The following is a 24,499-nucleotide window of genomic DNA, read 5'->3' on the forward strand; positions in this document are numbered from 1 at the left end:
GTACCGAGATCTAGAGCCAGCCGCGGTCCTGGGCGATCCGCGCGGCCTCGCTGCGCGTGGTCGCGCCGGTCTTGCCGATCGCCGCGGACAGGTGGTTGCGGACCGTGCCCTCCGACAGGTGCACACGCGCGGCGATCGTGGCGACGGGTGACCCGTCGAGGGCGTACGTGAGCAGCTCGCGCTCGCGTCCGGTGAGCGGGCTCGGCCCGTCGATCAGCGACTCGGCCGCGAGGTCCGGGTCGATGACGCGCAGCCCGGAGTGGACGCGGCGCACGGCGTCGGCGAGCTGCCGGGCGGGCGTGTCCTTGACGACGAACCCCGACGCCCCGGCCTCGATGGCCCGGCGCACGTAGCCCGGCCGACCGAACGTCGTCACGACCAGCGACCGTACGCCCGGCAGCTCCCGGCGTACGGCCGCAGCGGCGTCGATGCCGTTGAGGCCCGGCATCTCGATGTCGAGCAGGCACACCTCGGCCCCCGAGGCGCGGGCCGCCTCGACGACCTCGTCGCCGCGACCGACCTGGGCGACGACCTCGAGGTCCGACTCGAGGTCGAGCAGCGCGGCCAGCGCGCCGCGGACGAGGGCCTGGTCGTCGGCGAGCAGCAGCCTGATCACGGGAGCGCCACCTCCACCCGGGTGCCCGGTGAGGCGGGCGCGAGGCTGAGCGTGCCGCCAGCTCCCGCCACCCGCTCCCGCATCCCGCGCAGCCCGTTGCCCTCGGGGCCGTCGCAGCCCGCACCGTCGTCGGTCACGGCGATCCCGCCGGGGCCGAGCTCGATCACCACCGACCGCGCCCGCGCGTGGCGTACGACGTTGGTGACCGCCTCGCGCAGCACCCAGGCCAGCAGGGCCCGGTGGCGCGGATCGGTGTCGGCGACGCTGCCCTCGACCCGCGTCGTGACGCCGGCGTCGGCGAGCACCCGGGGCGCGGCCGCGAGCTCGGCCTCGAGGTTGCCGGCGCGCAGGCCGCCGACGGTGGCCCGCACCTCGGCGAGCGCCTGGCGGGCGGTGGCCTGGATCGACTCCAGCTCCTCCTTGGCGCGGGCGGGATCGAGGTCGATGAGGCGGGCGGCGAGCTCCGCCTTCACCGAGAGCGCGGTGAGCGAGTGCCCGAGCACGTCGTGCACGTCGCGCGCGACGCGCTCGCGCTCGGCGACGATGGCGTGCTCGCCGCGGGCCGCGTAGGCGAGCTGCTCGCGCTCGCCGAAGATGCGCAGCATCACGCCCCCGATCATGATCGGCCAGAGCATGAGGAAGAAGAAGGTCGGGAAGTCGTCGATGTCGAGCAGGGACAGCAGCGGGAACGCCGCCCAGAAGCCGACGGCCCACTTCCAGGCGGGGCTTGGCAGCTCGAGCGCGGAGAGGATCGCCAGGTAGGGCGCGTAGGAGATGACGCCGATGCCGATCACCGGCAGGGTCGCCAGCGCCAGGAGCACCATCACGCCCAGGCACAGCCAGGTGCTGCGGTGGTGGGAGTAGCCCAGCACGTTGGCGACGGCGAACCCGGCGATGCAGAGCAGGGCCGCCACCTGTGCGGCCACGGGCACGCCCGAGTCCAGGACGGCGGTGATGGGGAAGGCGAGGAAGACGAGCCAGATCGCGGCGAACGCCCAGCCCCACTTCTCCCACGGGTTGTCGGGGAGGGGCTGGGCGGCGGGCGACGTCGTCACGTGCGCGCCCGGCTCCGGCGCACGCCCCACAGCGCCATCAGCGCGAAGATCACCGTCCACGCGAGCACGTTAGCGACCGGGAGCCACAACGGGTCGCTCCCGGCGATCGGGAGGTGCCCGTCGGTGAGCGGGAACCGGGCCAGCGCGACGTAGCCGTAGAGCGGGGTCAACCGTCCCAGGTCGAGCATGAACCCGCTCATCGGCGTGAAGACGTTGCCGAGGAAGGCCAGCACCACGATCATCCCCGACGCGATGCCCGGGGCGTTCGGGCCGCGGAACGCCAGGCAGATCGCCAGGCCGTAGACCGCGAACAGCGCCGAGCCGAACCACACCAGGGCCCCCGACAGCACCCAGTCGGTCCAGTGGCCCTGCGCGCCGGTGGCGGCGCCGATGGCATAGATCGCGACGACCGGGACAGCGGCGACAGCCATCGCCACGGCAGCCTTGGCCGCCACGAAGGCGACCGGTCGCATCGGAGTCAGGCCGAGCTGGCGCCCCCACCCCATGACCTGCTCGGTCGCGGCGCTGCCGGCGACGCTCGTGGTCGCGGTGACGGCGCCGTACGCGGCCATCGAGATCATCACGTACATCGCGACGTTGCCGCTGCCGACCGGGTCGTCGGACCCGAGGCCGAAGACGAGGAACATGAAGGTCGGCAGGCCGACGACGAAGAACATCCCGATCCGGTCGCGCAGCTGCCGGCGCAGGTCGAGGCGGGCGTACGTCGTCATCTCTGGTCGCCGGACGGTGCGGACCGCCGCCGGGGCGGGCGTGTCGGTGATCGTCGTCGTCATCGGGTGGCTCCTTCGAGCTCGGTGGTCAGGGCGAGGAAGGCCGACTCGAGGCTCGCGGCGGAGACGTCCACGTCGGTCACGCCGAGGGGCTCGAGCGCGGCGTGCACCCTGGCCAGCCAGTCGGCGTCGATGCCGTCGGGGTCGACGACCTCGGCCGGCGGCCGGAAGGTGAGGGTGCGCCCCCCGTACGCCGCCCGCACGTCGGCGGTCGCGGCGTCGTGGACGATCCGCCCGCGGGCCATCAGGACGGTCCGCTGGGCGAACTCGTCGGCTTCGGCGAGGTAGTGCGTGGCGAACACGATCGTGCGCCCGGCTGCTGCGTCGGCGCGCATCGTCCGCCAGAACTCCTGGCGGGATCCGACATCCATGCCGGTCGTCGGCTCGTCGAGCACGACCAGGTCGGGGTCCGGCAGCAGCGCCAGCGCGAACTTCAGCCGTTGCTGCTCGCCGCCGGAGCACGCCTCGACCCGGCGCCCGGCCAGCTCGGTGAGGCGGGCCCGCTCGAGCACCACCTCCACCCGGTCGGAGCGCCCGTGCAGGGCGGCGATCGCGCGCACCGTCTCCTGGACGGTGAAGTCGTTGAGCAGGCCACCGGTCTGCATCACCGCGGACACGCGGCCCTGTCGGACGGCCTCGGCCGGCGTCGTGCCATAGACCTCGATCGTGCCGGCGTCGGGGCGGGTCAGCCCGAGCAGCATGTCGACGGTCGTCGTCTTGCCCGCGCCGTTGGGGCCGAGGAAGGCGACGATCTCGCCGGGGTGGACGGTGAGGTCGACGTCGTCGACCGCGAGGACCTCGGTGCCGTCGGTGGATCGGAACTGCTTGCGCAGCCCCGTGGCGCGGATGGCGGGAATCGTCATGTCCCCAGCGTGGCGGCGGACGGACCCGGGGCCCTGACGGAAGTGTCACGCCCTGTCCGTGACACCTGTCATCGAGCGGGCGCATCGTCTCCCTCCACATGCGCCGAGTCGGCGCATCCTGCCACGACGTGGTGTCAGGATGCGCCGACTCGATGCCGACGTCGCGCGAGGAAGCGCCTACTCGATCAGAAGGACGCCTCGTCGAGGTCCATCAGCTCGAGCGTGGTGGCCTCGGCGATGGCGCGCTCGGCAGTGAGGCGCGGCAGGTTGGTCTGGGCGAAGAACTGCGCCGCCGCGACCTTGCCCTCGTAGAACGCCTTGTCCTTGGCGGACACGTCACCGGCCAGCTTGTCGAGCGCGACCTCGGCCTGGCGCAGCAGCAGCCAGGCGCACACGACGTCACCGAGCGCCATCAGCAGGCGGGTGGTGTTGAGCCCCACCTTGTAGATGAAGCGCTGCTCCTCGGCCGAGGACATCAGGTCGTTGATCATGTGCCCGACGACGGCGTTGGCGTCCTCGAGAGCGGTGGCGAGCAGCGTCCGCTCGTTCTTGAGGCGACCGTTGCCGGCCTCGGAGGCGATGAAGCCCTCGATCTCCTTGGCGAGGTGGCCCAGCGCCCGGCCCTGGTCCTTGACGATCTTGCGAAAGAAGAAGTCCTGGCCCTGGATCGCGGTCGTGCCCTCGTAGAGGGTGTCGATCTTGGCGTCGCGGACGTACTGCTCGACGGGGTACTCCTGCAGGAAGCCGGAGCCGCCGAAGGTCTGGAGCGACTCGGTGCCCAACAGCACCCACGAGCGCTCGGAGCCGTAGCCCTTGACGATCGGGAGGAGCAGGTCGTTGACGGCGGCGGCGAGGCGGGCCTCGTCCGAGTCCGCGGTGCCCTCGTGCTCGGCGACCATCACCTGGTCCTGCCAGGTGGCGGTGTAGAGCACGAGCGCGCGCATCGCCTCCGCGAACGACTTCTGGGTCATCAGCGAGCGGCGTACGTCGGGGTGGTGCGTGATGGTCACGCGCGGGGCGGTCTTGTCGGCCGCCTGGGTCAGGTCGGCGCCCTGGACGCGCTCCTTGGCGTAGTCGAGGGCGTTGAGGTAGCCGGTCGACAGCGTCGCGATGGCCTTGGTGCCGACCATCATCCGGGCGTTCTCGATGACCTGGAACATCTGCGCGATGCCGTCGTGGACCTCGCCGAGCAGCCAGCCCTTCGCGGGCTCGCCGCCGCCGACCTGCGGGTCGCCGAAGGTGACCTCGCACGTGTTGGAGACCTTGATGCCCATCTTGTGCTCGACGTTGGTGACGTAGACGCCGTTGCGCTCCCCGGTCAGCTCGCCGGTCTCGAGGTCGAAGTGGTGCTCGGGCATCCAGAAGAGCGAGAGGCCCTTCGTGCCCGGGCCGCCGACGCCCTCGACGCCCTCGGGGCGGGCGAGCACGAGGTGCATGATGTTCTCGCTCATGTCGTGCGTCGCGCTGGTGATGAAGCGCTTGACGCCCGTGATGTTCCAGGTGCCGTCGTCGTTGGGCGTGGCCTTGGCGCGACCCGCACCGACGTCGGAGCCGGCGTCGGGCTCGGTGAGGACCATGGTGCAGCCCCACTGACGGTCGACCATGAACTGGGCGACCTGCTTGTCGCGCTCGTTGCCGTTGCGGTGGACCACGTTGGCGAACGCCGGTCCGGCGGCGTACATCCACACGGGGGCGTTCGCGCCGAGCACCATCTCGCCGATCGCCCAGATCAGCGACGACGGGGCCGGGGTGCCGCCCATCTCCTCGAAGACCTGGAGGCGCCAGAACTCGGAGTCCATCCAGGCCTGGTAGCTGGCCTTGAACGACTCCGGCACGGGGGCGGTGTGGGTGGCCGGGTCGAAGACGGGCGGGTTGCGGTCGCTGTCCTCGTAGGACGCGGCGAGGTCCTCGCGGGAGAGGCGCTCGACCTCGCGGAGGATCTCGCGGGCGCTCTCTCCGTCGACGTCGCCGAAGGGGCCGGTGCCGAGCACCTCGTCACGACCGAGGACCTCGAAGAGGTTGAACTCGATGTCACGGAGGTTGGTCTTGTAGTGGCTCACTGCTTCCACCTGTCCATGTCGCGTGCGGGTGCGGATCCGGGCTGGATCCGGTCTTGGTCACGGGGACGAGCGCATCGGCTACTCGTCGGTAACAAAATGATGCCTCGCCGCGCGCCGTCGCGCAACACGTTCGCCCGATGTCGCGGATCACAGGGCTCGTACGGGCTGTGCCGGACCCCCCGAAGGGGCGGGCGGTCGACCAAGCGCAGTGACTCGGTCGACTTGTCTGACAAACTGGCCGTATGCGCGTCTCCGCCAAAGCCGACTACGCCCTGCGGGCCCTGATCGAGATCGCGGTGCGCAGCGACGGAACGGCCGTCAGTGCGGAGCAGCTCGGCAAGGCGCAGGGGATCCCGCACGGCTTCCTCCAGGCCATCCTCGCCGACCTCCGCCGCGCCGATGTCGTGGTGTCGCAGCGCGGCCAGTCCGGCGGCTGGCGCTTCGCCCGCAACCCCGGGACCGTCACCGTCGCCGACGTGATCCGCGCGGTCGACGGCCCCCTGGTCTCCGTCTACGGCCTCCGGCCGGAGTCGGTCGAGTACGACGAGTCCGCCCGCGTCCTCCAGCACGTGTGGATCGCCGCCCGCAGCTCGTTGCGCGGCGTCTTCGAGCAGGTCACGATCCAGGACCTCGCCGACGGCAAGCTCCCCCAGGGTGTCGCGGCCCTCACCGAGGACGAGGACGCCTGGCAGCCCCACTAGGCCTCGTCGCTGGTTGAGGTGCGAGCGAAGCGAGCCTCGACACCTAGGCGGCCAACCTCCGGTCGGCCTGCCGGCGGCGCTTCGACACCTTGGCCAGCCGCTTGTCGAGACGGGCCTCCTCCTCGATCAGCGCGATCCGCGCGACCTGGGCCGCGAGCTGTTCGTCGGTGAGGCGGGCGGGCAGCACGTGCGTACGTCCCTCCTCGACGAGCGACGTCCACGCGGCGGGCGGCTCGCAGGCGAAGCCGCTCGTCACCACGAGCACGACCCGGAAGCCGGCGAGCTCGTCGAGGGCGAGCGCGGCCTGCTCGGGGGTGGCGCCGAAGAGGGCCGGCACGCTGACGAAGCAGTCGGACCTCGCCTTGCGGGCCCGCCGGCACAGGGACGCCCACGCCCCCTCGACCTCCTTGCGCCTGAGCCCCGCGGCCTTGTGCGACCGGAGGATCTCGACGCCGGCGTGCTCGTACGCCTCGGCGTCGGCGACCGGTACGCGAACCCCGCCGAGGGCGAGCGCCTCGGTCATCGCGGACACGTCGACGTGGTCGGGGCCGACGTGCAGCAGGAACAGTCTCTTGGCCATGGCGCCAGCCTCGTCGGGGCGTCCGACGTCCCGGTGAACGTGCCCCCACGGGCGGCCGAACTTCGCGGGTCGGACAACTCGTACCTACGGTGGTGTGACGCATCCGCGCTCCCGAGCGTCTTGATGGGTGACGCCGAAGAGACCAGGGAGAGACATGCCCCGCACGCAGGAGGAGTTCGAGGAGTTCGCCGTTGCGCGGACGCCTCAGCTCTACCGTGCTGCCTGGCTGCTGTGCGGTGACGCCCACCGGGCCGAGGACCTCGTCCAGGAGGCTCTGGCCAAGGTCTACGTCCGGTGGCACCGTCGCCTGGGCGGACCGGTCGAGCACCCGGTCGCCTACGCCCACACGACGCTGACGCGCACCTACCTCAGCGCCCAGCGTCGTCGCAGCAACCACGAGAAGCCGATCGAGCAGCTGCCCGAGAGGCCCGAGCCGGGTGGGGACGCAGACACCTCGCTCGCCCTGCAGGCAGCACTCGCCCAACTGGTACCGCTGGACCGCGCGGTCCTGGTGCTGCGCTACCTCGAGGACGTGTCGGTCGCCGACACGGCGAGCGTCCTCGGGGTCAGTCAGGGCGCGGTCCGCACCCGGACCATGCGCGCCCTCGACCGTCTCCGTGCCGTGCTGGGCCCGTCCCTCCGCGACCTGCTCGAGATCTGAGGAGAATCCCATGCACACCGACGACACCGGCGTCACCGGCCTCCTGCGTCGGGCGAGCGACGACCTCACCCCCGACGTCCACCGCCTCGTCACCGGGGGCATCGCCCGCGGACGCTCCCGGCAGCGCCGCGTCCGGATCGGTTCGGCGGTCGCCTCGCTGGCCGTGATCGGCGTCGCCGGCACGCTGGCAGCCGTCGTGCCCGGGCTCGACGACCCGAACAGCGCGCGGGACACCGACGTGGCCGGTGGCGGGACGGTCGCGACCCAGGTGCCCGACCCCGACCGGCCGCCCACCGCCGCCGAGCTGCGCCCGCTGGTGCCGCCTCAAGAGATGGCCGACGCGATCAAGTCCATGATCGGCGCGGACGACGTGAGGGCGGTCGACGTCGACCAGCCCGGCCAGGACCGGGCTCGGCTCTACCGCGCGACCGTCCTCCAGACCGAGGTCTCGTTCAGGATCCGCTGGTACAACAGCCCGCTGGTCACGGAGGACGGCGGCCAGCCGCTCGCGCCCAGTCACATCTGCGAGCCGTCGCCCGGGGTCGACTGCAGCACCCTGCCCGATGGTTCCCGACTGCTCCGGAACGACGTGGAACCGTTCGTCTCGGGTGCGCTCATCGCGCCCGCCGAGCGCTCACTGACCCTCGCCACGGCGGACGGCTGGCAGATCGACGTCGTCTCCCCCAACACGGGGCGGGACAAGGGGAGGGACATCACGTGGAACGAGCCGGCGCTGACGATGGCGGAGATCGAGGCGCTGGTCACCAGCGACGAGTGGTTCCGCTGAGCCTCAGGCGACCTCGACGGCGCGCAACCAGGTGACCAGCGGCCGCATCGCTCGCCAGTCCTCGCGCACGCGGTCGACCAGGCCGGCGCCGATCGCGTCGGCCTCGAAGCCGTACGACCGGCCGACGAAGAGCTGCTTGCGCCGCAGCAGGTGGATGCGCGGGTGGTCGGCGTCGTAGCCGCGCGGCGAGGTCTTGAGCTGGTCACCGCCGACCTCGAAGCCGTCCTTTTCGAGCCGCTTCAGCAGCCGGTCGAGGGCCTTTCCGGTCTTCTCGTCGGCCATCGCCTCGCGGATCGCGGCCAGCTGCGGTCCGTCGGCGTCGTAGAAGCCGGAGCCGACGCGGGTGCCGCGCGGGGAGATCTCGAAGTACCAGCCCGTGCGCGGCCCGGCCGCGACGAAGGCACCCTGGTGGGTCTTGTAGGGCGTCTTGTCCTTCGCGAAGCGGACGTCGCGGTAGGGGCGGAACACCTTGGCGCTGCCGAACTCCGCCTCGAGCTCGGCCATCAGCGCCTTCATCGGTGCCTCGACCGACTCCTTCCACACGTGCTTGTGGGCCTCCCAGAAGGACTTGGTGTTGTCCATCTCGAGGTCGTCGTAGAAGTCGAGGGCGGCGACGGGGAATCCGGTGAAGCTCACGTCACCCGACGCTAGCCCACACCAGCTCGTCGCCCTCCTCGCCGAAGGACGAGAGGCTCAGCACACCGCCCCCGCAGACCGGCTCACCGAGGAAGGCGTTGCCGACGGACGCGGACTCGTACGCCACCTCCAGCGTGCGGTCGGGCGTCCACCGCATCAGGCGCGCCGGCTCCTCAGGGCCCTGTGGGTCGCGGACGAAGAAGACCGAGTCCCCGCAGGGCACGGCGCTGCCGGTGGTGCCGGGTCCGAGGTCGAAGTACGTGCCGTCGGCCGAGGCGTGGAAGTGCGCCTCCTCCTGCCGGCGCGGCTTCGGCACCTCCGACCAGACGGCTCCGTCGGCGGTGGCCGCGACGTCCCAGCCGGTGCAGTCCTCGGGTCCCTCGAGCGGCTGCGGCACGCCACCGGGGTCGAGCAGGTTGACGGTGCGGCAGGCGACGGGGCGGGCGTCGTCGAAGGTCATGATCCCGACGCCGTGCTCGCTCGCGGTGAGCCCGGAGAAGCCGGACCGCTCCGGTGCGCACCAGCCGTCCTCGCCGTTGCTGTCGGCGAGGGCACTGGTGGCCAGGCAGTACGCCCGGTCGTCGCCGTACGTCGGGTAGCGGAGGTCACCGTCGACGAGCGCCCACGACCCGCCACTGGCGGCGGCGGGGGAGACGACCTCGCCCTGCTCCCCGCTCGACAGGTCGACCGAGACGACCTGGCTGGGCTCGGTCTCGGCCTTGTCCTGCCGCACGACCACGGCCCACGTCTCGCTCATCAGGACCTCGGAGATGGTGCGGCCCGCGCCGGCCCTGACCGTCACCGCGTCGCCGTCACGCGCGAGCTCGACCTCGGTGCCGGCCTCGTCGCCGACCGCCTCCCACTCCGCGCCCCGGACGTAGCGGGCGCCGGCCTCGAAGCCGGAGTCCTTCCAGTCGAGGAGTGCGTTCTCCGGCTCGACGACCGTGGGGTCGTCGAGCGTGCCGCCGGACGGGAGGTCGCCGGTGGGGCTGCTGCTGGGAGGCGGACCGTCGGGTTGCAGGTCCACCGGACGGTCGTCGGCGTTGCAGGCGGCGAGGGCGACCAGCAGCGCGAGCCCGGCGGGCGTACGGACTCGCACCTCAGACCCCGACGTTGTGCTGGAAGTGGTCGAGGTTGGCGCGGTAGGACTTGTAGGCGTTGCGCCACTGCACGCGCCCGATCGCCGGCTCGCTCGGGTCGAAGCGCGACTGGTCCCACGGCTCGAAGTAGCCGATCTGCCGGTTGCCGTCGGGGTTCTGGTCGAAGCCGCGGCCGACCTGGAAGTGCCCGCTCGCGTCGTCGTCGAGGTAGGGGTAGTACTGCTTCTCCAGCACCGGGTGCAGGACGACGGGGGCCTGGTAGTCGTGCACGTGGCGCATCATCAGGCGGTACCACTGCTTGAAGGTGAAGTCGCTGATGTCGAGCACGACGTACGGCCCCGCGTGGTCGGCGTCGGCGTAGTGCGTCTTGTCGTTGATGACCCGCACCATGTCGGTGATCGCGGTGCCGGCGGTCGTGGTGCCGAGCCGGCGGGCCCAGTAGGACTGGTTCTTCCGCTTCTCCTGCGAGCTCCAGCCGATCGCCTGCATCGCGGCCGGCCCGCACCAGTAGGTGGTGTTCTGCGGCTTGGCGACCTTGCTCGTGAGGATCTTGGACCGCCTCGGGTACGACTCCCCGAACCCGCCGCGCGCCTGCGCGTCCGCCGTGGCAGCCTCCGGGTGCCGCTCCGCGAACCCCTCGGGCAGCGGCACGCCCTGGATCTCGTGGCGCAGCAGCCAGACCTTGCCGACCGACTGCGCGGCCATCGTGAGCTCGGCGGTCTCGGCCTCGATGCGCTCCTTCTCCGTGCGGCGGGCCGCGCGGACGAGCAGTCCGTCGGGGTCGAGGTCGCCGGTGCGCTCGCGCTCGAGGCCGGGGCGGGTCTCGAGGCGTGCGGCGAGCGCATCGGCGGGCTGGTTGGTCCAGCCGAAGCCGAGGCAGTAGCGCTGGCCCTCGAAGGTCGCGCACCGCACGGCCGCGCGCGCTCGCGTCGTACGCCCCTGCGCGCCGTCGAGCGCGGCGCCCTCGGCCACCACGCGGTCGATCTCGGCCCGCATCTCGGCGGTGAGCCGGCTGCGCCCGGGTACGCCGGGCGCGTCGGTCGAATCGGCGGACGGTGCGATCGCCCCCTCGTCCTGCCCGCCGCCGTCGGGCAGGAGCGGGACCGCGCCGAGGGTGAGGGCGAGGGCGGCCGCGGCGATGCTCGCCGGATGGCGCCAGAGCGGTCGGGGGCGGTCGCCGTCGGCGATCTGGTGGGCGAGCGTACGGCGGGGCGAGCGGACGAGGAGGCGGGGGAGCCGGCGGGGAAGTGCCATGGGGAAGAACCTTCGGATCCGAGAAAGACGGACGCCTCACTGTCCTCTCTGGTCCCAGAAGGCGCAAGTCTCACTTCCGTCCCATGGGTTGCGGCGCTGGCGCATACGCCTGTGGACACTCGCGAGTAGTCCGCTGCGTTCGGCCGGTGCAGAGCCGCGAACACCCGGCCGAATGCAGCGGACTACCGGGCGGGGCTGGGGAGGGCTTCTGCGTGCTGAGGTCAAGGACTGGAATGGAGCGGATGACGAGACTCGAACTCGCGACATCGACCTTGGGAAGGTCGCGCTCTACCAACTGAGCTACATCCGCAGACGCCGTCCGGGGACGGCGCGCCGAACGATACCGGACCGGGCTACCCGACGCGCGAGAGACCCGGATGCTTCGGCGAGACGGTGTCGCCGGAGGAGCGGCCGGTGATCCTGCGGTGCACCCACGGGACGAGGAAGTCGCGGGTCCACTGCACGTTGGCGGCCCAGGCCTCGCGCCGTCCGAGCACCGGGAGCGGCTCGACGGTGACCGGGTCGAGGCCGTGCTCGACCCCGATGGCCTCGAGGACGGCGTGCGCCATGTGCGTGTGGCCGGAGGCGTTGAGGTGCATCCGGTCGGTGTCCATCACGCTGCCGATCTCGATGTCGCGCATCCGCCACATGTCGACGACGGTCGCGCCGTGCCGGTCGGCGATCTCGCGGACCCACTCGTTGAAGATCGCCATCCGCCCGCGCACGGGACCGTAGATCCCGCCGCCGCCCGGGTCGAAGATCGTGAACATGACGACGCGTGCCCCGGTCGCGGAGAGGCGCGCGATCGCGTCGTCGTACGTCCGGGCGAGGGCGTCGAGGTCGACGCGGGGTCGCAGCACGTCGTTGCCGCCGCCGTGGATGGTGACCAGGTCGGGCTGGAGGGCGAGGGCCGGCTCGACCTGCTCGGCGACGATGGAGCCGAGCTTGCGGCCGCGGATCGCGAGGTTGGCGTAGCCGAAGTCGTCGGTCTGCCGGGCGAGCACCTCGGCGACCCGGTCGGCCCAGCCGCGCAGGCCGTTGGGCCGGGAGGGGTCGGGGTCGCCGACGCCCTCGGTGAAGGAGTCGCCCAGGGCGACGTAGCGGTGGAAGGTCACGGGAGCATTGTGCAGGTGGTCTCGTGACGGGACTTCGTCCCTCCTCGACCAGCGGTGCGAGCGCTAGGGTCGGCCGCGTGCTGCTCTCTGATCGCGACATCACCGCTGAGATCGACGCCGGTCGGATCGCCCTCGACCCGTGGGACCCCGCCATGATGCAGCCGTCCAGCGTCGACGTACGCCTCGACCGGTTCTTCCGCGTCTTCGAGAACCACCGCTACCCCCACATCGACCCCGCGGCCGACCAGTCCGAGCTGACCCGGGAGGTCGAGCCGGAGGGCGACGAGCCGTTCATCCTCCACCCGGGGGAGTTCGTCCTCGGGTCGACGTACGAGGTGGTCTCGCTGCCCGACGACGTCGCGGCCCGGGTCGAGGGGAAGTCGTCGCTGGGGCGCCTCGGCCTGCTGACCCACGCGACGGCCGGCTTCGTCGACCCCGGGTTCTCCGGCCACGTCACGCTCGAGCTCGCCAACGTCGCGACGCTGCCGATCAAGCTCTACCCCGGCATGAAGATCGGCCAGTTCTGCTTCTTCCGGCTCTCGTCGCCGAGCGAGCACCCCTACGGCTCCGAGAAGTACGGCTCGCGCTACCAGGGCCAGCGCGGGCCGACGCCGAGCCGGTCGTTCCAGGGCTTCCACCGCACGCAGATCTGAGGCCCGCTCGTCCCACTCTGCGGATTAGGTCACACCCCCGTGACGTAATTGGGGTGATGTGTGGTTAGGCTTCCCTAAGTTAGCCTGACCTTGCCACTGCCTGACGGAGTTGTCTGATGAAGCGAACCCTCGCCGCGCCCACCGGAGTGAAGGTGGCCGCGGCCACCCTCCTGGTCGCCGCCCTGACCGCCTGCAGCACCGGGTCCACCACCAGCAGCGGCGCCGACGCCGCGGCGGAGCCCACGTCGACCACGAGCGTCGACCCCGACGCCTTCCCCGTGACGATCGAGCACGCCCTCGGTGAGACCACCGTCGAGTCCGAGCCGACGCGGGTCGCCACCCTCGGCTGGACCGACCACGACCACGCGCTCGCACTGGGCGTCGTCCCCGTCGGCGCCACCAAGATCACCTGGGGCGGCAACGAGGGAGGGTCCACCGACTGGTTCGACGCCGCCGTCGAGGAGGCCGGCGCCGAGGCGCCCGTGCGCTACGACGACGCCGACGGCGCCCCGATCGACGAGGTCGCCGAGCTCGCGCCCGACCTGATCCTGGCGACCAACTCCGGCATCACCGAGGACGAGTACGCCAAGCTCTCCAAGATCGCGCCGGTCGTGGCCTACCCCGAGGCGCCCTGGACGACCAGCTGGCAGACCTCGCTCGAGATGGTCGGCCAGGCGCTGGGACGTACGGCCCTCGCCGACGAGGTGGCCGCCGACACCGAGGCGACCATCGCCGACGCGGCGGAGGCGAACCCCGAGCTGCAGGGCGCCGAGCTGATCTACGGCTACCTCGCCGCCACCGACCTCTCGACGGTCGGCATGTACGCCCCGGAGGACCCGCGGGTGTCGATCCTGCGTGACTTCGGGATGGTCGACGCCCCGGCCGTGGCCGAGGCCATCAAGCCGGGCGAGTTCTACGGCACCGTGTCGGCCGAGCAGGCGTCCGAGCTCGACTCCGACGTGTTCGTCACCTGGGTCGAGTCGCCCGACGACGTCGAGACCATCCAGCAGGACAAGCTGCTCGGCCAGATCCCCGCGATCGCCGACGGCCACTGGTACGCCGAGTCGGACAAGCAGGACGCGATGGCGTCCACCAACCCGACGCCGCTGTCCATCCCGGTCATCGTCTCCGACTTCCTGCCGTCCGTGGTCGAGGCCATCGAGGGCTGATGACCGCCCTCGTCCCGACGCGGGAGGACGTCCTCAGGCCCCCGGGGGGAGGCCGCGGGCGTCGTCCCGCCCTGCCGGTCAGCGTCGCGATCTCGGTCGTGGCGCTGGCCGGCGCCGGCGTGCTCTCCCTCGTGGTGGGGGCGCGCGCCGTGCCGCTCGAGGCCGTGTGGGACACCGGCCACCCGCTGCACGCGATCGTCGAGGCGCGCCTCGACCGCACCCTGCTCGGCCTCGCCGTCGGTGCCGCGCTCGGCCTCGCGGGGGCGCTGATGCAGGGGCTGACCCGCAACCCGCTGGCCGACCCCGGCATCCTGGGCGTCAACGCCGGGGCGACCTTCGCGATGGTCGTCGGGATGACGACGTTCGGCCTCACCGGGATGGTCGCCTACCTGCCGCTCGCCTTCGTGGGCGCCGCCGTGGCCGCGGCGGCCGTGCACGGCATCGCCTCCCTGGGACGCGACGGCGCCACCCCCATGAAGCTCGCGATCACCGGTGCCGCGCTCAGCGCTGGGCTGGCCAGCTGGACCACCGGCCTGCTGCTCGCCGACCGCAAGACCATGGAGTCCTTCCGCTTCTGGCAGGTCGGCACCGTCGGCGGACGCGGACCCGACGTCCTCCTCACGGGCCTGCCCCTCCTGCTCGTCGGCGCGCTGCTGGCCCTGGCCGGTGCGCGCCTGCTCGACACGCTCGCCCTCGGCGACGACCTCGCCCGCGGGCTCGGGCGCCACACGACGCGGGACCGCCTCGTCGTCGCCCTCGCGATCGTCCTGCTCGCCGGCACGGCGACCGCGCTGGCCGGACCGATCGCCTTCGTCGGCCTCGTCGTGCCCCACGTCGTACGCACCCTCGTCGGTCCCGACCACCGGCGCGTCCTGCCCTTCTCGCTGGTCGGCGGAGCGGTGCTCGTCGTGGTCGCCGACACCGTCGGTCGGATCGTGCTGCCGCCCTCGGAGGTGCAGGTCGGCATCATGGCCGCCGTCGTCGGCGTGCCCTTCTTCATCGCCCTCATCCGCCGCACGGGGAGGGCGTTGTGACCGTGACCCTCGCCCGACCCACCACCGCCACGCGACCGGACACCGGCGCGGCCGAGACCGTACGCCGGGCCCGCCGCGGACCCCGCCGCCACCACCGGCGCCTGGTGGCGGGGCTCGTGCTCGTCCTGGTCGGGGCATTCGCCGCGCGGGTGCTGCTCGGCGACTACACCGTCACCGTCCCCGACTTCCTGCGCATCCTCGGCGGCGCGCAGATCCCCGGCGCGTCCTACATCGTGATGGAGTCCAAGCTCCCGCGGGCCGTGCTCGCCGTGCTCGTCGGCATCGCCTTCGGCGTGGGCGGGGCGATCTTCCAGACCACCCTGCGCAACCCCCTCGCGAGCCCCGACATCATCGGTGTCAGCCTCGGCGCCAGCGCCGCCGCGGTGTCGGCCATCGCACTCGCCGGGTGGTCCGGCTGGCCGGTCTCCGCCGCCGCGGTCCTCGGCGCCCTCGCGGTCGCCGTCGCCGTGCGGGCCGTCGCCGGTGACCACGGCGGCTTCCGGCTCGTCCTGGCCGGCATCGGCCTCGCCGCGGCGATGCAGTCGGTCATCCAGTACGTCTTCACCCGCGTCGACGAGTACGACGTGCAGCTGGTGCTGCGCTGGCTCACGGGCAGCGTCAACGGCGTGGCCTGGCAGAGCATCGCGCTGCTCGCCGTCGCCCTGGCGGTGCTGCTTCCCGCCACCGCGTGGGCCGCCCGGTCGCTGCGTGCGACCGAGCTCGGCGACGACACCGCTGCCGGTCTCGGCGTCGGACGGCACCGCACCGACGTGCTGATGCTCCTCGGGGTGCTGCTCGTCGCGGTCGGGGTCGCGGCGGCGGGGCCGGTCGCGTTCGTCGCGTTCTTGTCGGGCCCGATCGCGCGGGCGCTCAACCGCGGCCGCACCACGCTCCTCGCCGCCGGCCTCGTCGGGGCCGTGATCGTGCTGGCCGGCGACTACGCCGGCGCGTACGCGTTCGACGACCTCAACCTGCCCGTCGGTGTCGTGACCGGCGCCTTCGGCGCACCGTTCCTGCTCTGGCTGCTCGCCCGCGGCCGCACCGGAAGGAGGGCGGGATGACCGCCACCCCCACTGCAGCCCCCACTGAGGCCGCCCCGTGCGCCCGGCTGGAGGCGAGCGACCTGACGCTCGCGTACGCCGACACCGCCGTCGTGACCGACCTCGACCTGGCCGTCCCCCACGGCCGGGTCACCGTCATCGTCGGTGCCAACGCCTGCGGCAAGTCGACCTTGCTGCGCGGGCTCGCGCGGCTCATGCGACCCCGGTCGGGCTCGGTGCTGCTCGACGGTGACGCGATCCACCGGCTGCCCACCCGGCAGGTCGCCCGCACGCTCGGTCTGCTCCCGCAGAACCCGGTTGCCCCCGAGGGCGTGACGGTCGCCGACCTGGTCGGCCGCGGGCGCCACCCCCACCACGGCCCCTTCGGTCGGTGGACCAGTGCCGACGACGAGGCCGTCGCCGAGGCGCTGGTGCTCACCGACACGCTCGAGCTCGCCGACCGGGTCGTCGACGAGCTGTCTGGCGGGCAGCGCCAGCGGGTGTGGATCGCGATGGCGCTCGCGCAGGGCACCGACCTGCTGCTGCTCGACGAGCCGACGACCTACCTCGACGTCGCCCACCAGGTCGAGATGCTCGACCTGCTGGCCGACCTCAACGCCCGCCGGGGCACCACGGTCGTGATGGTGCTCCACGACCTCAACCTGTCCGCGCGCTATGCCGACCACCTCGTCGCGCTCCACACCGGCCGCATCGTCGCGGAGGGCACGCCTCGCGAGGTCGTCACCGAGGACGTCGTGCGCACGGTCTTCGGCCTCGAGAGCCGGGTGATCGACGACCCGGTGTCGCACACCCCGCTCGTCGTGCCGGTCGGACGGCACCGACCGCGCACCAGTCTGCCCAGCACGCCCAGCCACTCCAGCCAGGAGCACCGATGACCGTGACCGCCAGCTCGAACCAGAGTGTCCTGCCCATGCTCTTCGCCGAGGTCGAGGTGGTGTCCGTCGAACGGCTCACCCCGACCTTCGTGCGGGTCGTGCTCGGCAGTCCCGAGCTCGCCGACTTCGGTGTCGACGGCGCGCGCTGGGACCAGCGCATCAAGCTGGTCTTCCCCGACCCCGAGACCGGCGGCATCACCTCGACCGAGGGCGCCGACGACACGTGGTTCTCGACCTGGATGCAACGTTCCGCGGCCGAGCGCGGGCACATGCGGACGTACACGATCCGCGACGTGCGCGGCTCGGGGGCGCAGACCACCCTCGTCGTCGACATGGTGCTCCACCTCGAGGGCGACCTCGTCGGCCCGGGCTCGACCTGGGCCTCGCAGGCCGCGGCGGGGGACCGCATCGTGCTGCTGGCACCGCGGCAGGGGTTCCCCTACGGCGGGATCGAGTTCACTCCCTTCCCGGGGGCGGACCTGCTGCTCGTCGGCGACGAGACGGCGGTGCCGGCGATCTGCACGGTGCTCGAGCAGCTGCCCGAGGACGCCGTCGGCACGGCGTTCCTCGAGGTGCCGGTCGCGGCTGACGTCCAGGCCGTACGCCGTCCCGCGGGCGTCGAGGTCGTGTGGCTGGCCCGCGAGGGCGAGGACCTCGGCGTCCGCCTGCACGACGCGGTGGTGGAGCACCTCGGCCCACTCTCGATCAGCTCGGCGGGCGCCCGGGCCGAGGTCGCGCCCGACGAGGTCGACCCGGACCTCTGGGAGACGCCGTTCTACTCCTCCTCCGGTGAGGAGGTCCCCGGCGACGTGCTCGGGGTGGGTGGGACCTGCGCCTGGATCGCCGGCGAGTCGAAGGTCGTCACCGGCCTGCGCCGGCACCTGGTCAAGGAGCTCGGCTTCGACCGCAGCCGGGTCGCCTTCATGGGCTACTGGCGTCGCGGCGTGGCGATGAAGTCCTGAGCCGCCGGCGTCGGAGGGGCCGGCCGCCCCACCCGTTGCCGGGTGGTCAGCGGCGCTTCGGGGCGCGCGGGGAGTAGCGCACGCGCTCGGCGATGCGATGACGGGCGATCAGCTCGATGTCGGTGAACGAGTCGTACATGGTCGTGCTCCTTTCCTTCTGGTGGGGGTCCGGTTCAGCTCTGGTGGAGGGTGACGTCGCCCGACGCCGTGGTGGCGCGCACCTCGAGGTAGGGCTGGTCGGGGGCGGGCTCGCCGGTGCCGGCGAGGGTGGAGGTGAGCCGGCCGCTGGCGGTGCGGACGTCGGTCCACACGGGCGTGCCGGCCACGACCCCGATGCGTACGTCGCCGCTCGCGGTCTTGGCGGTGATGCGACCGGCCGCCACCTCGTCGACCACGAGGTCGCCCGAGCCGGTGGTGAAGACCGCCTCGCTGCCCAGGGACAGCACCCGGGCGTCGCCCGAGCCGGTCTTGACCGCGAGGTCGTCGCGCGCGGCGTCGACGCGTACGTCCCCGCTGCCGGTGGTGACGACGAGGGCCGACTCGGCGCGGCGGACGACCACGTCGCCGGAGCCGGACTTGAGGTGCGCCTCGCCGACGAGGTGCTCGGCGACCACGTCGCCGGACCCGGTCTGCACGACCGTGTCACCTTCGACGACGTCGAGGGTGACGTCGCCCGAGCCGCTGTCGACGCGGGTGTCGGCGAACCGGCCGTGGGCGGCGACGTCGCTGCTGCCGACCTTGGCGTGGAGGGCGCTGGCGACGGGCACCTCGACGACGATCTCTGCGCGGGGGTCCTTGCCGAGGAAGCCGCCGGAGCGGGGCGGGGCGATGATCGCGATCCGACGGTCACCTCTCTCTCCGGCGAGGTCGCGGACGTCGAACTCCTCGGCGCGGTCGCCGGTGATGCGGACGGTGGTCTCGGTGGTGTCGGTGGCGGTGACGTCGACCAGGCCGCGGCCGTTCTCGACGTAGAGGTCGATCGGCTCGGGGGTGTCGAAACTGAGGTCGAGCTGGTTGCTCATGGTGGTCTCCAGTCGGGTTCGGGGTGTGTTCGTCCGACGGGCCGGCCGGTGCCGGTCCGCTGCGCGTGGCGGGTGGGTGCGGGCTACTGCCAGCCGGTCATCCGGCGGTTGTCCCGTCCCTGCTTGCGGTGGCCCGCGAACGGGTCGTAGCCGACGAAGGGGATGCTGCTCAGGTCGACGTCGATGTTGATCGCGTGCTCGTTGGTCGCCGCGCGGACCACGCCGACCATCCACGTGTTCAGGCTCTGGCCCGCGGCGGCGGCCCGCTCCTCGGCCCGGGCCTTCACGGCCTCGGGGATGCGGAGGGTGATCCGGGCCAGGTCGCCGTCCTCGTCCTCGGGCGGCGCCGGGGGAGCGGGCGGCGGGGGCGGCGACGGGATCGCGGCGGGCGGGGCGACCTCGACGACGAAGTCGAGCTCGCGGCCGACCAGGCGTACGTCGACGCTGCCGTCGGGGAGCTCGGCGGTGATCTCGGCGGCCGCGTGGGAGATGGCCTCCATCAGCGCCAGTCGGGCGCTCGGGTCCAGGGCGTACGCCAGGCGCTCGGCCGCCTGCTTGAGCTCGTCGCTGCCCGCCTCGGCCGCGGCGACGAGGTCGCGGCGGAGGCTGTCGACGTACGGAGTGATGTCCATGCGCACCACTCTGACATCATTATGACGTCACGTCAAGAGGGTAGTGATGTCATGTGGCGTCAGCGTGCAGTCAGGATGGTGCGGTCGGCGCGTGCCCTCCACACCCAGGTGCGGTAGTCCGCTGCGAAGAGCCGGTCCTGAGCAGGTGTCGGGCGGCTTTTCGCAGCGGACTATCGAGGGGGTGTGGAAGAACCCCCTCGATCTGGCCTCAGAGGTCGAACAACGATCCGGAACCGTTGATGTCGACGTCCGTACGCGGGGCGCGGGCGGGCGTGTCGGACGCGGCCGGCTTCTCCGTCGGTTCGTCCTCGGGCCGCTCGGCGGGGGCGTCGTCCGCGTCGAGGATGGTGTCCGGGTCGTCCGCCTTCGCCGGCGCGCCACTGGTGTCCTCGGCAGGCGCCTCGGGCAGGTCGTCGGCATCGCGGAACGTCGCCGCCTGGCTCAGGTCCGCGCCGCTCGGCGGGGCGTCCGGTACGGCCACCTCGTCGGTCGTCGGCTCGGGCTCGGGCGTCGGCTCGGCCGCGGGCTCGACGACGGGTTCGGGCGTCGGCTCGGACTCGGCCGGTGCTGCCGACGCCGTCGAGGTCGCGGGCGCCTCGATGTCGAAGAGCGAGCCCATGCTGCTGATGTCGACGTCGGTCGTCGGCGTCGACGTCGCGCCGCTGCTCGCGGCCGGCTCGACGGCCGCCTCGGGCTCCGGCTCGGGCTCCGGCTCGGGCCCGGCCTCGGCGGCAGGCGCGGCAGCTGCCGGCGCAGTCGTGGTGGCTGGGGCCTCGAGGTCGAACAGCGAGCCGAGGCTCGACAGGTCAGCGTCCGTCGTCGGCGTCGACGTCGTGCCGCCCCCGGCAGGGGCTTCCGCGGCAGGGGCCCCGGCAGCAGGCTCCGCCTCGGCGTCCGGCTCGGGCTCCGCCTCAGCGGCAGGCTCCGCCTCAGGCTCGGCCTCGGCCGCCGCGGGCTCGGGGGCAGCGATGTCGAACAGCGACCCGCCGCTGCCGAGGTCGGCGGTCGCCGGCGTGGGCTTCTCGGCTGGGACCTCCGCTGCAGGCTCGGCGGCCTCGGCGGCAGGGGCCTCGGCGGCTGCGGCATCCGGCTCGGGCGTACCGAGGTCGAAGAGGGAGCCGCCGGCGCCCAGGTCGGTCGACGCAGTCGGCTTCTCGGCCGGCTTCTCCGCTGCGGGCTCCGCCTCCCGTGCCGGGGTGTCGAAGAGCGAACCGCCCGCGAACGGGTCGGCCGCCTCGGCCTTCGGCGCCTCCGCCTTCTCCGCCTTCTGCGCCTCGGGCTCCGGTGCCGCAGGCGCCTCGGGTGCAGGCGTGTCGAACAGCGACGTGCCGCCCGACGCCTTCGCGGCCGGGCCGACGTCGGCGGTCTCGGTGAGGGTGTCCTCCGTGACCGTGACGTCGCCGGCCTCCGGCTCGTCCTTGGTCGCCACGTCGGTCGAGGCAGCAGCGGCCGGGGCAGCGGCGGCCGACGCGGCGGCCGGAACCGCAGCGGGAGCCGACCCGGGCGCGGCCTTGGTGGCCTGCTCGCCCTTGACCGACGCGAGCAGCATCTGCGCGACGTCGAGGACCTCGACCTCCTCGCGGGCCTCGCCCTTGCTCTGCTGCATGGTGAGCCCGTCGGCGAGCATCACCCGGCAGAACGGGCAGCCGACGGCGATCTGGTCGGCGCCGGTGCCGACTGCCTCCTTGGTGCGGTTCATGTTGATCCGCTCGCCGAGGTTCTCCTCCATCCACATGCGCGCGCCGCCGGCGCCGCAGCAGAAGGACCGCTCGGAGTTGCGCTCCATCTCGACGAAGTCGGCGCCCGGCAGCACCTGCAGCAGCTCGCGCGGGGGCTCGTACACCTGGTTGTGGCGACCGAGGTAGCACGGGTCGTGGTAGGTGATCGAGCGCTTCGCCGCGCCCGCGCCTTCCTGGACGGGCGTCAGCCTGCCCTCGCGCACGAGGCGGTTGAGCAGCTGGGTGTGGTGCACGACCTCGAGCTCGATGCCGAAGTCCTTGTACTCGTTCTTGAGGGTGTTGAAGCAGTGGGCGCAGGTCGAGACGACCTTCTTGACCTTGTACTCCTTGAAGGTCTCGACGTTCTGCTGCGCCAGGCCCTGGAAGACGAACTCGTTGCCGGCGCGACGGGCCGGGTCACCGGTGCAGGTCTCGCCATTGCCGAGCACGCCGAAGGAGATGCCGGCCATGTCGAGCAGCTCGGCGACGGCGCGCGTCGTCTTCTTGGCGCGGTCCTCGTACGCACCGGCGCAACCGACCCAGAACAGCCAGTCGACCGACTCGAGGGACTCCAGGTCCTCGCCGACGACGGGCACCTCGAAGTCGAGGCCCTTGGCCCAGTCCATGCGAGCAGTGCTCGACATGTTCCACGGGTTGCCCTTGTTCTCGAGACCCTTGAAGAGCTGGTTGAGCTCGGCGGGGAAGTTCGACTCGACGAGCAGCTGGTAGCGCCGCATGTCCATGATGTGGTCGACGTGCTCGATGTCGACGGGGCACTGCTGGACGCACGCGCCGCACGACGTGCAGCTCCAGAGCACGTCCTCGTCGATGACGAAGTCCCCGTCGGCGGGGTTGTAGAAGTAGTCGAGGACGTCCGTGCCCGACCCGGAGCTCTCGCCCTTCGAGCCGACCCCGACGAGCTCGCGCTCGGCGTGGCCCTCGACGCCGTCTGCCTTGGCGTACGCGTGGTCGCGCAGGCTCGTGATCAGCAGCTTGGGCGACAGCGGCTTCTCGGTGTTCCACGCCGGGCACTGCGACTGGCAACGACCGCACTCGGTGCAGGTGGTGAAGTCGAGGATGCCCTTCCACGAGAAGTCCTCGACCTTGCCGGCGCCGAGGATCGAGTCCTCGTCGAGGTCGTCGATGTCGTCGAGGGTGACGGCCTTGCCGGCCGAGGTCAGCGGCTTCATCGCGCCGAGCGCGGTCGAGCCGTCGTCCTCGCGCTTGAAGTAGATGTTGAACCAGGCGGTGAAGCGGTGCCAGGCGATGCCCATGGTGATGTTGCGGGCGATCACCATCAGCCAGATCATCGCCAGCGCGATCTTGAACGCCGCGATGAAGTAGATGAGGTTGTGCAGCGACGACTCGTCGACCGGGTAGATGGCGTCGCCGATCCAGGACGCGATCGGGTAGTGGGAGCGCCCGACCTCCTCGTCGAGCTTCCACTCGGCCGCGCGGACGAACAGGATCGCGGAGCCCTCGAGCAGCGCGAGCGCCTCGACGAAGTAGGCCTGCCAGAAGTTCGAGCCGAAGAACCGGCTCTTCCGGCCCTCGGAGCGCGGGTGGTGCTTCTGGCGGTAGACGATCAGGTAGACGATGCCGACCGTGCTGAGCAGGCCGATGATCTCGCTGAACCACTCGTACGGGTACCAGTGCCCGATGAGCGGCCAGGCGAAGTCGGGCTTGAAGAGCTGGAAGTACGCCGCGAGCACGGCCGTGCTGAGGAACAGGAACGCGGCGTAGACGAACCAGTGCATGATGCCGACCCAGTGCCACTGGAGCATCCGGGTGTGGAGGAACGTCTCCTTGAGCATCGTCGCCGCACGACCGCCGGGGTTGCCGGTGCGGCCTGGCGCCGGCTGGCCGGACCTGATCACGCCCAGCATGCGTCGGACGGCCGGCACCAGGAGGGCGACGGCGGCGACGGTCAGTGCGAACGAGACGACGATCGCGAACATCTGCATGTGGGGCTGCTCCTCGGTCGGGGCGTACAGAGCCGCAGCCTAGGGCCGCCGAACGTGCCGACGGCAGGGCCCTGCAGGGTGAGAAAGATCCTACCCGCAGGTAACTTGAACGGGGACGCGCGGTCGTGGTCAGTTCACGATCGCGACGTTCTCGACCTCGATCTCGCGGGCGTCCTCGCGGTAGGAGGCGAGCTGGGCCCTCATCTGGTCGAGCGCCTCGGTGAGCCTGGCGACCCCGTCGCGCAGCGAGCGCTGGTGCTCGAGGTGGGCGAGGTGCGACTCGCTCGTCTCGTCCCAGCCGGGGGTCAGCGTCTCGACCTGCTCGAGGAGGTCGTTGATCTGGGTGGTGATCTTCTCCGTGGCGTCGCCGAGCGCGGTCTCGAGCGTCGAGAGCGAGCCCTGGTGCACGACCAGCCCGCGCGTCATCGGGGACCACCGCCGAGCCGGTCGGCGAGCTGGCCCGAGCGCTCGGCCTGCGCCACGTCGTTGGTGGCGTGCTCCTGGGCGACGTACATGAGGCTCTGCGAGTAGCCGTCGAGGATCGGGCCGAGCGTGATGGCGACGTCGAACCACGCGTTGACGGCCTCGCCGAAGCCGGCGGCCGCCTGGCCGCTGAAGCCCGTGCCGGCCTCGGCCTCGATGGTGGCGCCGAGGGCCTGCAGGATCTGCTGCAGCGGCTCCACCGCGTCGGCCACGGCCTGCGCCGCTGCCTGCATCTCGGAGTAGACAAGTCCGACGGCCACGGCCGCCCCCTCTCGCTCGGGTCGATCGGCTCCTTCCTACCCCCTCCGCGGCGTTCTCACACCCTCCGGGACGGGTCGGGTCCCGGCGGTTTGAGCACCGGTCCCGGGGGGAATCGGGATGCCATGCCGTCGTACGACTACGAGGTCGACCTCGAGAGCATGGGCAAGGCCGCCCAGGGGCTCAGCGAGACCGTCCAGCTGTTCAAGGACAAGGACGTCGAGGACCTCGTGCCCGGCAGGGGCGACGTGGGCAGCGACGTCGTGTGGGACGCCCTCGACGAGTTCAAGAACCGCTGGGAGGAAGGCGTCAACAACCTCTGCCAGGACGTCGAGGAGATGTCCGGCCGGCTGGGCAAGATCGCGATGAACTACTTCGAGACCGACAAGGCCGGCTACGACGCCCTGTCCGCGCTCAAGGGCACCATCGCCGGCATCAGGGTGATGTGA

General features: G+C 72.0%; 25 protein-coding genes and 1 tRNA gene. 10 read left to right on the forward strand and 16 right to left on the reverse strand.

The window, feature by feature from the left end; translation table 11 throughout:
- Window positions 1-10: 10 nt before the first annotated feature.
- The 5 genes from EXE59_RS05550 to EXE59_RS05570 form a co-directional block, all read right to left on the reverse strand.
- Window positions 11-616 (reverse strand): response regulator transcription factor, encoded by a 606-nt coding sequence (locus EXE59_RS05550; protein ID WP_135838011.1) that lies wholly within the window; start codon window positions 614-616, stop codon window positions 11-13.
- Entirely contained in the window at window positions 613-1,671 is a 1,059-nt protein-coding gene (locus EXE59_RS05555) for a sensor histidine kinase (RefSeq protein WP_135838012.1), read from the reverse strand. Before EXE59_RS05555 ends, EXE59_RS05550 begins: the two co-directional genes overlap by 4 nt.
- Window positions 1,668-2,465, reverse strand: coding sequence for an ABC transporter permease (locus EXE59_RS05560; RefSeq protein ID WP_246056535.1), 798 nt, complete (start codon window positions 2,463-2,465; stop codon window positions 1,668-1,670). Before EXE59_RS05560 ends, EXE59_RS05555 begins: the two co-directional genes overlap by 4 nt.
- The gene (locus EXE59_RS05565; protein WP_135838013.1) at window positions 2,462-3,325 is read right to left on the reverse strand and encodes an ABC transporter ATP-binding protein; all 864 of its coding nucleotides are present in this window, start codon (window positions 3,323-3,325) and stop codon (window positions 2,462-2,464) included. Before EXE59_RS05565 ends, EXE59_RS05560 begins: the two co-directional genes overlap by 4 nt.
- Before the next feature lie 185 nt (window positions 3,326-3,510).
- Window positions 3,511-5,385: an acyl-CoA dehydrogenase gene (locus EXE59_RS05570; RefSeq protein WP_135838014.1), complete on the reverse strand. Its 1,875-nt coding sequence runs from the start codon at window positions 5,383-5,385 to the stop codon at window positions 3,511-3,513.
- Between the two features lie 242 nt (window positions 5,386-5,627).
- On the opposite strand from EXE59_RS05570, the gene EXE59_RS05575 reads away from it, so the two are divergent.
- Window positions 5,628-6,086 (forward strand): RrF2 family transcriptional regulator, encoded by a 459-nt coding sequence (locus EXE59_RS05575; protein WP_135838015.1) that lies wholly within the window; start codon window positions 5,628-5,630, stop codon window positions 6,084-6,086.
- A 43-nt stretch (window positions 6,087-6,129) separates the two neighbouring features.
- Here EXE59_RS05575 and EXE59_RS05580 read toward each other — a convergent pair whose 3' ends face one another.
- Window positions 6,130-6,666, reverse strand: coding sequence for a hypothetical protein (locus EXE59_RS05580; protein WP_135838016.1), 537 nt, complete (start codon window positions 6,664-6,666; stop codon window positions 6,130-6,132).
- Window positions 6,667-6,820: 154 nt separating this feature from the next.
- On the opposite strand from EXE59_RS05580, the gene EXE59_RS05585 reads away from it, so the two are divergent.
- Together EXE59_RS05585 and EXE59_RS05590 are read left to right on the forward strand one after the other, a co-directional pair.
- Window positions 6,821-7,327, forward strand: a complete 507-nt coding sequence (locus tag EXE59_RS05585; RefSeq protein WP_135838017.1) for a SigE family RNA polymerase sigma factor — start codon at window positions 6,821-6,823, stop codon at window positions 7,325-7,327.
- Window positions 7,328-7,337: 10 nt separating this feature from the next.
- Complete coding sequence (locus EXE59_RS05590; protein ID WP_135838018.1) at window positions 7,338-8,114, forward strand: hypothetical protein; 777 nt, start codon at window positions 7,338-7,340, stop codon at window positions 8,112-8,114.
- Window positions 8,115-8,117: 3 nt separating this feature from the next.
- Here EXE59_RS05590 and EXE59_RS05595 read toward each other — a convergent pair whose 3' ends face one another.
- The 5 genes from EXE59_RS05595 to EXE59_RS05615 all read right to left on the reverse strand — a co-directional run bounded on the left by EXE59_RS05595 (window position 8,118) and on the right by EXE59_RS05615 (window position 12,219).
- Complete coding sequence (locus tag EXE59_RS05595; protein WP_135838019.1) at window positions 8,118-8,750, reverse strand: DUF2461 domain-containing protein; 633 nt, start codon at window positions 8,748-8,750, stop codon at window positions 8,118-8,120.
- Window position 8,751: 1 nt separating this feature from the next.
- Window positions 8,752-9,849, reverse strand: coding sequence for a hypothetical protein (locus EXE59_RS05600; RefSeq protein WP_135838020.1), 1,098 nt, complete (start codon window positions 9,847-9,849; stop codon window positions 8,752-8,754).
- A 1-nt stretch (window position 9,850) separates the two neighbouring features.
- On the reverse strand, window positions 9,851-11,104 hold the full coding sequence (locus EXE59_RS05605; protein ID WP_135838021.1) for a hypothetical protein: 1,254 nt from the start codon (window positions 11,102-11,104) through the stop codon (window positions 9,851-9,853).
- A 234-nt stretch (window positions 11,105-11,338) separates the two neighbouring features.
- Window positions 11,339-11,414: transfer RNA gene (locus EXE59_RS05610), tRNA-Gly, on the reverse strand.
- A gap of 43 nt (window positions 11,415-11,457) precedes the next feature.
- On the reverse strand, window positions 11,458-12,219 hold the full coding sequence (locus EXE59_RS05615) for an SGNH/GDSL hydrolase family protein (RefSeq protein ID WP_135838022.1): 762 nt from the start codon (window positions 12,217-12,219) through the stop codon (window positions 11,458-11,460).
- Between the two features lie 77 nt (window positions 12,220-12,296).
- Here EXE59_RS05615 and dcd point away from each other — a divergent pair, with 77 nt between their 5' ends.
- From dcd to EXE59_RS05645, 6 genes are all read left to right on the forward strand, one after another.
- Window positions 12,297-12,872: a dCTP deaminase gene (gene dcd, locus EXE59_RS05620; RefSeq protein ID WP_135838023.1), complete on the forward strand. Its 576-nt coding sequence runs from the start codon at window positions 12,297-12,299 to the stop codon at window positions 12,870-12,872.
- 116 nt (window positions 12,873-12,988) lie between these two features.
- Window positions 12,989-14,041 carry an iron-siderophore ABC transporter substrate-binding protein gene (locus EXE59_RS05625; RefSeq protein ID WP_135838024.1) on the forward strand — a complete coding sequence of 351 codons (1,053 nt, stop codon included), beginning with the start codon at window positions 12,989-12,991 and terminating at the stop codon, window positions 14,039-14,041.
- Window positions 14,041-15,075, forward strand: coding sequence for a FecCD family ABC transporter permease (locus EXE59_RS05630; protein ID WP_135838025.1), 1,035 nt, complete (start codon window positions 14,041-14,043; stop codon window positions 15,073-15,075). Before EXE59_RS05625 ends, EXE59_RS05630 begins: the two co-directional genes overlap by 1 nt.
- Window positions 15,072-16,136, forward strand: a complete 1,065-nt coding sequence (locus EXE59_RS05635; protein ID WP_246056538.1) for a FecCD family ABC transporter permease — start codon at window positions 15,072-15,074, stop codon at window positions 16,134-16,136. Before EXE59_RS05630 ends, EXE59_RS05635 begins: the two co-directional genes overlap by 4 nt.
- Complete coding sequence (locus EXE59_RS05640) at window positions 16,133-17,011, forward strand: ABC transporter ATP-binding protein (protein WP_135838026.1); 879 nt, start codon at window positions 16,133-16,135, stop codon at window positions 17,009-17,011. Before EXE59_RS05635 ends, EXE59_RS05640 begins: the two co-directional genes overlap by 4 nt.
- Entirely contained in the window at window positions 17,008-17,973 is a 966-nt protein-coding gene (locus tag EXE59_RS05645; RefSeq protein WP_246056539.1) for a siderophore-interacting protein, read from the forward strand. The genes EXE59_RS05640 and EXE59_RS05645 overlap by 4 nt, the downstream gene beginning before the upstream one ends.
- Before the next feature lie 173 nt (window positions 17,974-18,146).
- Here EXE59_RS05645 and EXE59_RS05650 read toward each other — a convergent pair whose 3' ends face one another.
- The 5 genes from EXE59_RS05650 to EXE59_RS05670 form a co-directional block, all read right to left on the reverse strand.
- The gene (locus EXE59_RS05650) at window positions 18,147-18,995 is read right to left on the reverse strand and encodes a DUF4097 family beta strand repeat-containing protein (protein ID WP_135838027.1); all 849 of its coding nucleotides are present in this window, start codon (window positions 18,993-18,995) and stop codon (window positions 18,147-18,149) included.
- A gap of 83 nt (window positions 18,996-19,078) precedes the next feature.
- On the reverse strand, window positions 19,079-19,627 hold the full coding sequence (locus EXE59_RS05655) for a toxin-antitoxin system HicB family antitoxin (RefSeq protein ID WP_135838028.1): 549 nt from the start codon (window positions 19,625-19,627) through the stop codon (window positions 19,079-19,081).
- Window positions 19,628-19,835: 208 nt separating this feature from the next.
- Complete coding sequence (locus EXE59_RS05660) at window positions 19,836-23,309, reverse strand: (Fe-S)-binding protein (protein ID WP_135838029.1); 3,474 nt, start codon at window positions 23,307-23,309, stop codon at window positions 19,836-19,838.
- Between the two features lie 129 nt (window positions 23,310-23,438).
- Window positions 23,439-23,735, reverse strand: a complete 297-nt coding sequence (locus tag EXE59_RS05665) for a WXG100 family type VII secretion target (protein ID WP_135838030.1) — start codon at window positions 23,733-23,735, stop codon at window positions 23,439-23,441.
- Window positions 23,732-24,052, reverse strand: coding sequence for a WXG100 family type VII secretion target (locus tag EXE59_RS05670; RefSeq protein ID WP_135838031.1), 321 nt, complete (start codon window positions 24,050-24,052; stop codon window positions 23,732-23,734). The genes EXE59_RS05665 and EXE59_RS05670 overlap by 4 nt, the downstream gene beginning before the upstream one ends.
- A 123-nt stretch (window positions 24,053-24,175) precedes the next feature.
- Between EXE59_RS05670 and EXE59_RS05675 the strand changes: the two genes are divergently transcribed.
- Window positions 24,176-24,499 (forward strand): hypothetical protein, encoded by a 324-nt coding sequence (locus tag EXE59_RS05675; protein WP_135838032.1) that lies wholly within the window; start codon window positions 24,176-24,178, stop codon window positions 24,497-24,499.

The sequence above is a fragment of the Nocardioides eburneiflavus genome, assembly GCF_004785795.1.
Lineage (GTDB): Bacteria > Actinomycetota > Actinomycetes > Propionibacteriales > Nocardioidaceae > Nocardioides > Nocardioides eburneiflavus.

What these genes read in the sequence shown, in the direction of transcription:
- EXE59_RS05560 (WP_246056535.1), bottom strand. Translation starts at nt 2,465, where the DNA reads ATGACGACGACGATCACCGACACGCCCGCCCCGGCGGCGGTCCGCACC.
- EXE59_RS05565 (WP_135838013.1), bottom strand. Translation starts at nt 3,325, where the DNA reads ATGACGATTCCCGCCATCCGCGCCACGGGGCTGCGCAAGCAGTTCCGA.
- EXE59_RS05575 (WP_135838015.1), top strand. Translation starts at nt 5,628, where the DNA reads ATGCGCGTCTCCGCCAAAGCCGACTACGCCCTGCGGGCCCTGATCGAG.
- EXE59_RS05580 (WP_135838016.1), bottom strand. Translation starts at nt 6,666, where the DNA reads ATGGCCAAGAGACTGTTCCTGCTGCACGTCGGCCCCGACCACGTCGAC.
- EXE59_RS05585 (WP_135838017.1), top strand. Translation starts at nt 6,821, where the DNA reads ATGCCCCGCACGCAGGAGGAGTTCGAGGAGTTCGCCGTTGCGCGGACG.
- EXE59_RS05590 (WP_135838018.1), top strand. Translation starts at nt 7,338, where the DNA reads ATGCACACCGACGACACCGGCGTCACCGGCCTCCTGCGTCGGGCGAGC.
- EXE59_RS05605 (WP_135838021.1), bottom strand. Translation starts at nt 11,104, where the DNA reads ATGGCACTTCCCCGCCGGCTCCCCCGCCTCCTCGTCCGCTCGCCCCGC.
- EXE59_RS05625 (WP_135838024.1), top strand. Translation starts at nt 12,989, where the DNA reads ATGAAGCGAACCCTCGCCGCGCCCACCGGAGTGAAGGTGGCCGCGGCC.
- EXE59_RS05630 (WP_135838025.1), top strand. Translation starts at nt 14,041, where the DNA reads ATGACCGCCCTCGTCCCGACGCGGGAGGACGTCCTCAGGCCCCCGGGG.
- EXE59_RS05640 (WP_135838026.1), top strand. Translation starts at nt 16,133, where the DNA reads ATGACCGCCACCCCCACTGCAGCCCCCACTGAGGCCGCCCCGTGCGCC.
- EXE59_RS05645 (WP_246056539.1), top strand. Translation starts at nt 17,008, where the DNA reads ATGACCGTGACCGCCAGCTCGAACCAGAGTGTCCTGCCCATGCTCTTC.
- EXE59_RS05650 (WP_135838027.1), bottom strand. Translation starts at nt 18,995, where the DNA reads ATGAGCAACCAGCTCGACCTCAGTTTCGACACCCCCGAGCCGATCGAC.
- EXE59_RS05655 (WP_135838028.1), bottom strand. Translation starts at nt 19,627, where the DNA reads ATGGACATCACTCCGTACGTCGACAGCCTCCGCCGCGACCTCGTCGCC.
- EXE59_RS05660 (WP_135838029.1), bottom strand. Translation starts at nt 23,309, where the DNA reads ATGCAGATGTTCGCGATCGTCGTCTCGTTCGCACTGACCGTCGCCGCC.
- EXE59_RS05665 (WP_135838030.1), bottom strand. Translation starts at nt 23,735, where the DNA reads ATGACGCGCGGGCTGGTCGTGCACCAGGGCTCGCTCTCGACGCTCGAG.
- EXE59_RS05675 (WP_135838032.1), top strand. Translation starts at nt 24,176, where the DNA reads ATGCCGTCGTACGACTACGAGGTCGACCTCGAGAGCATGGGCAAGGCC.